Below are 8,094 nucleotides of genomic sequence, written 5' to 3'. Positions count from 1 at the left end.
CGGCAGGAGGCATGCTGCTGGGCCCGCCCATCCGGCGCCGTCCACCATGGCTGCGCTGCATCGTGGCGATCTATCCCATCATCGATCTGCGCGTCTCCACGCACCTGAGGCAGCACCTGACCGCGGCGCAGCTCGAGGAGTACTCACCCGGGCCTCACCTCGGCGAGAGCGCGGCCTCCATGGCGCCGATGATGCTCGTCCGCGCGGGCCGCGACGAGATTCCCGACCTGCTCGAGGGAGTCGATCGCTTTGTCCAGGAGGCACTCGCGGCAGACGCACCGGTCGTGATCGTCAATCACCGTCAAGCGGCACACGGCTTCGACAACGGTGACCCCACGCCGCGCACCTCGAGCGTGCTCCGAACGGTTCTCTCCTATCTTCAAGAGAACCTCAGCGGATCCAGTCCTTGAGCTTCATGTAGTTCCGCACCCCGCGGGTCGATAACGGTTCCATTGGCGTGTCAGGGCCCAGGCCCTCATCCCCCCAGCGATCTCACTGGCCGAAGAGGTGCGACAATGGCGCTGAAGCATTGCTCGATCTTGGCGTTCGCCCTGCTTGCAGGCCCGCTCGCGGGGTGCGGCGGCGACAAGGGTTCTGCCCTCCTCGACCCGGTGCTGTCGGGCCCGCCCGTTCTCATCACCATCAACGGTGCCACCCAGCCCTCCGGCCCGATCGGCAGCACGGCCATTCTGGAAGGAACGAACTTCGGCTCCTTTCAGGGTCAGTCAGGACGGGTCTGGTTCTCCAATGGAAGCGGAGGCAGCGTCGCCGGTGTGATCGCGATCAGGTCCGATTGGACGAACGACTTCATCGTGGCCACCGTCCCATCCGGCGCGGCCACCGGCCCGGTTCGAGTCCAGACCGCGAAAGGCATGAGCGATACGGTTCAGTTCACGGTGACCCAGAGCGCGACGTTCAGCCCCTCGACGATCAGCTGGAGCGCGAGCACGCCGCTCCCTGTCGGTCTCAGCGGTCATGCCGCAGCCGTGGCCGGGCCTCCCGGTGGCGGTGTCGGCACGATGGTCTACGTGCTCGGTGGATCCGACAGCACCCATCTCCCACGCAACGACGTCCTCTTCAGCGCGGTCGACGCGAGCGGTCACATCGGCGACTGGGTTTCGACCCTGAGCCTTCCGAGCGCCGTTGCCTTCCATGCCGCGGTGGTGGCCACACCCTTCAATTCGCGCGTGGCGAGCGCCTCCCATCTCTATGTGCTGGGGGGTGCGACGGACGCGGCTGGCCAGCCCACCGTCGCCATCTACAAGGGCAGGCTCAATACCGACGGGACGGTCAGCGACTGGACGTCTGCCGGGAATCTGCCGCTTCCCCTCCATTCGCTCGGAGCCACGATCTTCCACGGCGATCTCTACATCGCGGGCGGCAGCACCAACGGGAACGTGCCGGTCGCGACGGTCTACCACACTCGCATCGACACGTCCGGCGCGCTCGGCGCCTGGCAGGCACTTCCTTCGCTCCCCGCGGCTCGGAGTCATCACGCCATGCTCTCGTTCGGCGGATACCTCTATAGCCTGGGTGGTGAGACCGGGACCATCGCCCCCCACGATCCCTCTCCCAGCTCGACGCTGGACGACGTGGCCCATGCCAGGATCAACCTGCGCACCGGAGCGCTGGCGTCGACCTCGTGGGGGCTGACCTCATCGATGACCAAGACGCGCAGCAAGCACACCGCGGTGCTCGGAGGCGGGTACATCCTGGTCACGGCCGGGATCTACAACGGCGCCTCGAGCGGCGCGTCCGAGCAGAGCTATGCCCAGATCACCGGGAGCGGCGCGGTCAGCAGCTTCAACGGGGCGACGGGCTCACAGACGATTGGGTCGGCCGGCGGCAAGAACCTCTTCAATCACGCGACGGTGAGCTACGCCGACGGCAGCGGTATCGCGCGCATCATGGTCATTGGCGGAGACGACATCAACGACCCGGGCAAGAAACGAGCGGAGGTATGGTTCAACTGATCCTGCCAGCGTTCTCGCAGCTCCCGCTGGTGCAGCTCGTCGAGACTTCCACTCCACGACGTCGGAACTCATTCATCGCGGGATGCCTGTAATCCGTGCATGGCCGTGGTCCAAAGATTTCGTGCTCTGTCCATGCGGAGCTGATCTCTGGGGCGACCAAGCGGCCCATGTTCCATACAGTTCGAGCCTGGACTCGCTGAAGGTTGGTGATGGCTCATCGCTTGCTGTAAGCCGATCCCGGAAGGGGGAAGCGAACATGGCTACCCAACGTCAGAAAACTGCTGCACGGAAGAATGTCAGGAAGGCCCAAAGAGTGTCGGCCTCGCGGCGCAGAGCTGGTAAGCCGCCCAAGCGCGGGAAACACCCCATGACTTCCCATACCAGGCACGAACTGAGCGCATCTCAGTTCGCGTTCCCCAAAGAGCGAAAAGAACCGCTGACCGATGCGCGGCATGTCCGGAACGCGATCGCGCGCTTCAACCAGGTCGAGCGCGTCAGCAACTCCGCGCGCGACGCTGCGTGGCGCCGGATCAAGGCAGCGGCGAAGAGATACGGGATTGAGGTCTCGCATCGCCCCAGGTAACCGCGATCCTGCTCGTCTTGACCGGCAAGGAGATCAAGAGGGAAGCCTGGTCACGAGCGTTCGCGTGGCCAACGCCTCGACGATCGCCCGCGCCGCGCGCTTGCCGGCGCCGGCCGCGAGGATGACGGTGGCCGCGCCGGTCACGGCATCGCCTCCCGCGAACACGAGCGGTTTCGACGTGAGCCCGGTCCGCTCATCGGCGAGCAGGCAGCCGTGCTCGGTGACCGCAAGCCCGGAGGTCGTGCGCGTGAGCAGCGGATTCGGGGTGGTGCCAATCGCGAGGATGACGTTGTCCACGGCCAGCACGAACTCCGAGCCCGGGATGGGGACCGGGCGTGCGCGGCCGGAGGCGTCGGGCGCGCCCAGCTCCATTCGCTGGCAGCGGAGGCCGCTCACCCAGCCGTCGCCGTCGTCCAGGATCTCGAGCGGGCTCGTGAGCCAGTGGAAATCAATTCCTTCCTCCTTGGCGTGTTGGTACTCCTCCACGCGCGCGCTCATCTCCTTCTCGCTCCTGCGATAGACGATCATCGCCTCCTCGGCGCCCATCCGAAGAGACGTGCGCACCGCGTCCATGGCGGTGTTGCCGGAGCCGATGACGGCGACGCGCCTCCCGACGTGCACCGGCGTGTCGGCCTCGGGATCGTACGCGCGCATGAGGTTGATGCGCGTCAGGAACTCGTTCGCCGAGTAGACGCCGTTCAGGTTCTCGCCGGGGATCCCGAGGAACTGGGGCAGCCCCGCGCCGGTGCCGATGAAGACGGCGGCGAAGCCGTGCTTCGCGATCAGGTCGTCGAGTGTGATCGTCCGGCCGATGATGATATTGCACTGGAACTCGACGCCGGCGGACTCGAGCATGGCGATCTCCCAGTCGAGGACGGCCTTGGGAAGCCGGAACTCCGGGATGCCGTAGCGGAGCACGCCGCCCGGCGCATGCAGTGCCTCGTACACGGTCACGCCGTAGCCGTGTCGCGCCAACTCGCCCGCGCACACCAACCCCGACGGCCCCGCGCCGATCACCGCGATCCGCTCCGAGCGCGTGATCGCGGGCCGGGTCGTGATCGGCTGCGACCGCTCCCAGTCGGCGACGAAGCGTTCGAGGTGGCCGATCGCGACCGGCTTCCACCGTCCACCCATGCTGCACGAGCCCTCGCACTGAAGCTCCTGCGGGCAAACGCGCCCGCAGATCGCCGGCAGCGGGTTCGCCGAGCGCAGGATCCTCGCCGCCCCCGCCATGTCGCCCGCGGCGACCGCGTGGATGAAGTCGGGAATGGGGATCTGCACCGGGCAGGCGCTCACGCACACCGGGTCCTGGCACCGCAGGCAGCGCTCCGCCTCGAACGACGCGTGCGCGACCGAGTAGCCTTCGTTCACCTCCGCGAAGGTGTGAGCGCGCTCGCCGGCTTCGCGGGTCGGCATGGTCGTCTTCTCCGGGCGCTTGACGGGCATGACGCTCAATCCCTTCCCGACGCGCACGCCAGGCGCTCGAGCGCCGCGTGCTCCTGCCGGACGTACGCCTTGTTCCGGCGCATGGCGACGTCGAAGTCCACGTCGTGCGCGTCGAAGCATGGGCCATCCACGCACGCGAACCGCGGCTTGCCGGCGACCATGACCCGGCAGCCGCCACACATGCCGGTGCCGTCCACCATCAGAGGATCCATGGACACCAGCGTCTTCACCCTGTGCCCCCGCGTCGTTTCCGCGACCGCGCGCATCATCGCCATCGGCCCGATCGCGACGACATGGTCGGGGCGTCCGGGGCCGTCTCCGGCGATGAGCTGCGCGAGACGCTGGGTCACGAAGCCGCGGAAGCCGGCCGAGCCGTCGTCGGTGCAGACTTCGACCGCGTCGCAGAGGCTCGCGAGATCGTCGAGCAGGATCAGAAGGTCCTTCGTCCGGGCGCCGACGATGGCCGTGGTCCGGCCGCCGCTCGCGCGCCGCTCGCGCATCAGGCACAGCAGCGACGCGGTGCCGAAGCCGCCGCCGACGCCGCACAGGTGGCCGCCCGCGGGCAGCTCGATCGGACTGCCCAATGGCCCCGCGACGTCGAGGATCTCCTCCCCGGCTTCGAGCGCGCAGACGCGCCGCGTCGTGGCGCCGACCTCCTGCACGACGATGACGACCGTACCCGTCTCGCGGTCATAGTCGGCGATCGTGATCGGGATGCGCTCGCCGCCCTCGCGCGCGCGCAGCATCACGAACTGGCCTGGCTGGGCGGACGCCGCAATGAGCGGCGCGTCGAGCCGGAAGAACTTGGTGACCGGGGTGAGCGGGCGTGCCTCGAGAATGCGCGTCATGGCTATAGCTCCGGATGCTCGTGCATCGCCTTCAAACGGCGCCAGCGGCGGTCCACTTCCTCCTGCAGCGCCCCCACCGTCGCGGCGTTCTGGGGCTTCAGGAGATGGCGCGCCTTTCCCAGCAGCTCGAGCCACGCGGTCACCGGGCGGCGGCGATCGACGGCCTCGGGGTCGTAGGTGAGCGTCGTGTGACCGTGCTCCACTTCGTAGAGCGGGAAGAAGCACGAGTCGATCGCGGCCTGCAGCACCGGCTCCGCCCCATCGTCGGGCGTCCGCCAGTTGAGCGGGCAGTAGGACAGGATCTTCCCGTAGACCGTGCCCTCACGCTTCGCGTACCACTGCGCCTTCGCCACCTTGCGCATGAGGTCCTCGGGATAGCCTTCGGACGCGGTGAAGACGTACGGCAGGTGACAGGCCGCGAAGATCTGCGCCGTGTCCTTGTGGTGATACCGCTTCCCCGGGCCGCGCGGACCGATCTCGCTCGTGGACGTGCGATGGCCGAGCGGCGTCGAGTAGGAGAGCTGGGCGCCGGTGTTCATGTAGCCCTGGTTGTCGTACTCGAGGATCATCAGCGGATGGTTGCGATGCGCCGTCCCCAGCGCCGCTCCCATGCCGATGTCCATCCCGCCATCGCCGGAGATCATGACGAACGTGACGTCCTCGGACGCCGGCAGCTCGCCGCGCCGGACGCGCTCGCGGTACATCTCCACCAGGCCCGACAACGTCGCTGCGCCGTTCTGGAACAGGTTGTGGACGTAGTTCACGCGGTGGGCGGTGTTCGGGTACCCGGTCGTGACCACCATCGCGCAGCCGGTCTGGTAGAGGACGACGATGTCGCCCTCGAGGACGCGACTGATCTGGTGGAACGTCGGGAAGTAGCCGCAGCCCGGACACGCGCCGTGGCCGGGCGCGATGCGACTCGGGACCGACGTCATCTTCCACATCGGCTCGAGCTCGACGCGGAGCCGGCCCGTGGGTTCGTCCACCTGGACGAGCGCCATGCCGCGGGTGCTCTCGGCCGGGATCCGCGGGAGCCCCGGCCGGGGCCCGCCGCCCGGGCGTCCCGGCGTGCAGCCGAGGTACGCGAACGGCGTGGCGACGCGCTCGGACCCGGCCGCCTCGGCGGCCAGGGCGAAGAACTGCGCCGCGTCCGCGCCGAGGAAGTCCTTGCCGCCGAGCCCGTAGACACGCGAGACGACGCGCGTGTGATTGTCGGGATCGAGCTGGAGCGCGGCGCGGATCTCGAGCGAGAGATTGCCTCCATCCGCCCCGTACGAGTCGGCGCGATCGCCGACCGTGACCGCATGGACGCGGCGCAGGGCGTTGCGGAAGCCCGCGGCCGGGAACGGGCGGAGCACGTTGGGCGACAGCACGCCGACCGCCTGGCCCTTGGCGCGCAGCTCGTCCGCGGTCTCCTTCGCCGTCTCCGCCGCCGAGTTGATGAGCACGACCGCGGCATCCGCGTCGTCCATCCGGTATTCGTCCAGCATGGGATACGGACGGCCCGTCATCGCTTCCAGCTCGCCCAAGACCTCCGGGATCACACGCCGCGCCGCCTCCATGGCCAGCGAGAGCTGGAACTTGTTGTTGATGAGGTCTGGATCGTTCATGTAGGGCCCGAACGTCTTCGGGTGCTCCATGTCGAACGGCGTCGGGAAGTCCGGCCGCGTGCCGAGGAATCGCCGCACGGCCACCGGATCGTCGAACACTCGGATGCGCCGCTTCTGGTGACTGGTGAAGAATCCGTCGTAGGCGACCATCACCGGCAGGCGCACGTCGGGGTGCTCGCCGATCCTCACCGCGGCGAAATTCAGGTCATAAACCGCCTGCGGATCGCGGGCGCAGAGAATGATCCAGCCGGTGTTGAGCGCGAAATAGAGGTCGGAATGGTCGCCACGGATGTCGAGCGGGCCGGAGACGGTGCGGGCGGCGAGATTCAGCACCATCGGAACCCGCGTGCCTGACTGCACCGGCAACTGCTCGAGCGAGTAGAGCAGACCCTGCGAGCTCGTCGCGTTCAGCACCCGGCCGCCGCCGAGCGCGGCGCCGTAGCAGATGCCGGCGGCGCCGTGCTCGCCGTCGGCCGCGATCATCACCGTCTCGAGCTCGCCGGCCGCCTGCATTCTGGCGAGGTTCTCCGCGACCTCGGTGGAGGGCGTGATCGGGAAGTACCCCATGACGTGGAAGCCGATATCCCGGGCCGCCAGCGCGGCAGCCTCGTTGCCGCTCCGGAACTCGAGCATCTGGCGCGCGGTCCCGGTGGAAGGACTGCCGGCGAGTGGCAGGCGGAGATCCGTCGACATGGCGCCCCCTATCCAGTGAGTTCCGGGAACAACGGGACTCGAAGCTCGTTGGCCAACCCCTGCGTTTCGGTCTCGCGCGTGAGCGCCCCGGTCGGGCACGACTCCACGCAGCGCAGGCAGCCCTTGCAGTAGCGGTAGTCGATGCCCATGAGCTGGCGCTCGAACCGGCCATCCACGCCGTCGCCCCAGACGAGGCAGAAATCCGGACACACGAGGTCACACGATCCGCAGTGGATGCATTGCTCGTGGTGGAGCACCGGCATCCAACCGGTGCGCGACGTGGAGAGGTCGTTCCACGCCGTGTTGCCGGCCTCCGGGATCACGCCGCCCGGCGGTTGCGTCTCGTAGCCCCACACCGGTTCGGGCCTGAGCACGGGCAGGTCCCCTTCCGCTCGCCCCATGCCTTCGAGGGACTCGTACTCCGCCGCGCCGCGGCGGAAGGCGCGAGTGTTCGCCGCGACCGCCTCCGGGTGCTTGCCCGCGAACTCCTCGGTCAGCGATTCGAGGACCGCGTTCGCATCGAGCCGAGGGAACACGGCGCAAAGCGTGCCGAGCAGAACCGCGTTCGGGCGCGACGTCTCCTCCACCGCGATTCGCAACGCATCCACGCGCACCGCGTGCGCGGTACTCGGCAGCGCCGCGAGCGCCTCCGGCGCGGACCCGGCGGGTGAGTTGAAGAGGAGGACGCCGTCGCGGCGCAGGCCGGCGAGCGTCGCGGGATTGCGGAGCAGCGCGGCGTGGAAGACCACGATGCCGTCCGGGTTCTCGACCGGCGCGCTGGTGCGAATCGGGCGATCCGGCGGACCCAGACGGACGAACGAGCGGACGAGCGAGCCTTTCTTCTCGGACCCGTAGGACGAGAAGTGGGAGCCGTTCATGCCCATCTTGAGGACCGCGGCCGAGGCGAGAATCTGACCCGCCGCGTGCGCCCCGAGACCGCC

Annotated in this window: 7 protein-coding genes; 3 read left to right on the top strand and 4 right to left on the bottom strand. The window is 68.4% G+C overall.

The annotated features are described in order from the left end of the window. The 3 genes from VFQ05_08480 to VFQ05_08470 all read left to right on the top strand — a co-directional run. Window positions 1–410: hypothetical protein (locus VFQ05_08480; GenBank protein ID HET9326792.1), on the top strand; the 410-nt coding region annotated here is incomplete at its 5' end. A gap of 105 nt (window positions 411–515) precedes the next feature. Next, complete coding sequence (locus tag VFQ05_08475; protein ID HET9326791.1) at window positions 516–1,973, top strand: hypothetical protein; 1,458 nt, start codon at window positions 516–518, stop codon at window positions 1,971–1,973. Window positions 1,974–2,055: 82 nt separating this feature from the next. Next, complete coding sequence (locus VFQ05_08470) at window positions 2,056–2,556, top strand: DUF6582 domain-containing protein (GenBank protein HET9326790.1); 501 nt, start codon at window positions 2,056–2,058, stop codon at window positions 2,554–2,556. 33 nt (window positions 2,557–2,589) lie between these two features. Here the strand turns inward: VFQ05_08470 and gltA are convergent, their stop codons facing one another. The 4 genes from gltA to VFQ05_08450 form a co-directional block, all read right to left on the bottom strand. Then, a complete protein-coding gene (gltA, locus tag VFQ05_08465; GenBank protein ID HET9326789.1) occupies window positions 2,590–4,002 on the bottom strand; it encodes an NADPH-dependent glutamate synthase in 1,413 nt (470 codons plus the stop codon). Between the two features lie 5 nt (window positions 4,003–4,007). Next, window positions 4,008–4,850 carry a sulfide/dihydroorotate dehydrogenase-like FAD/NAD-binding protein gene (locus VFQ05_08460; GenBank protein ID HET9326788.1) on the bottom strand — a complete coding sequence of 281 codons (843 nt, stop codon included), beginning with the start codon at window positions 4,848–4,850 and terminating at the stop codon, window positions 4,008–4,010. A gap of 2 nt (window positions 4,851–4,852) precedes the next feature. Further along, window positions 4,853–7,153, bottom strand: a complete 2,301-nt coding sequence (locus VFQ05_08455) for a thiamine pyrophosphate-dependent enzyme (protein HET9326787.1) — start codon at window positions 7,151–7,153, stop codon at window positions 4,853–4,855. An 8-nt stretch (window positions 7,154–7,161) separates the two neighbouring features. Next, window positions 7,162–8,094 (bottom strand): 2-oxoacid:acceptor oxidoreductase family protein (locus tag VFQ05_08450; GenBank protein ID HET9326786.1); only part of this gene is annotated, 933 nt, incomplete at its 5' end.

It is taken from the genome of Candidatus Eisenbacteria bacterium, from assembly GCA_035712145.1.
In the GTDB taxonomy this organism is placed as follows: domain Bacteria; phylum Eisenbacteria; class RBG-16-71-46; order RBG-16-71-46; family RBG-16-71-46; genus DASTBI01.
This window is presented reverse-complemented; position numbering and strand designations above follow the sequence as displayed.

Bases quoted from the DNA above. Each gene is read 5' to 3' on its own strand.
- VFQ05_08475 (HET9326791.1), top strand. From the start codon at position 516: ATGGCGCTGAAGCATTGCTCGATCTTGGCGTTCGCCCTGCTTGCAGGC.
- VFQ05_08470 (HET9326790.1), top strand. From the start codon at position 2,056: ATGCCTGTAATCCGTGCATGGCCGTGGTCCAAAGATTTCGTGCTCTGT.
- gltA (HET9326789.1), bottom strand. From the start codon at position 4,002: ATGCCCGTCAAGCGCCCGGAGAAGACGACCATGCCGACCCGCGAAGCC.
- VFQ05_08460 (HET9326788.1), bottom strand. From the start codon at position 4,850: ATGACGCGCATTCTCGAGGCACGCCCGCTCACCCCGGTCACCAAGTTC.
- VFQ05_08455 (HET9326787.1), bottom strand. From the start codon at position 7,153: ATGTCGACGGATCTCCGCCTGCCACTCGCCGGCAGTCCTTCCACCGGG.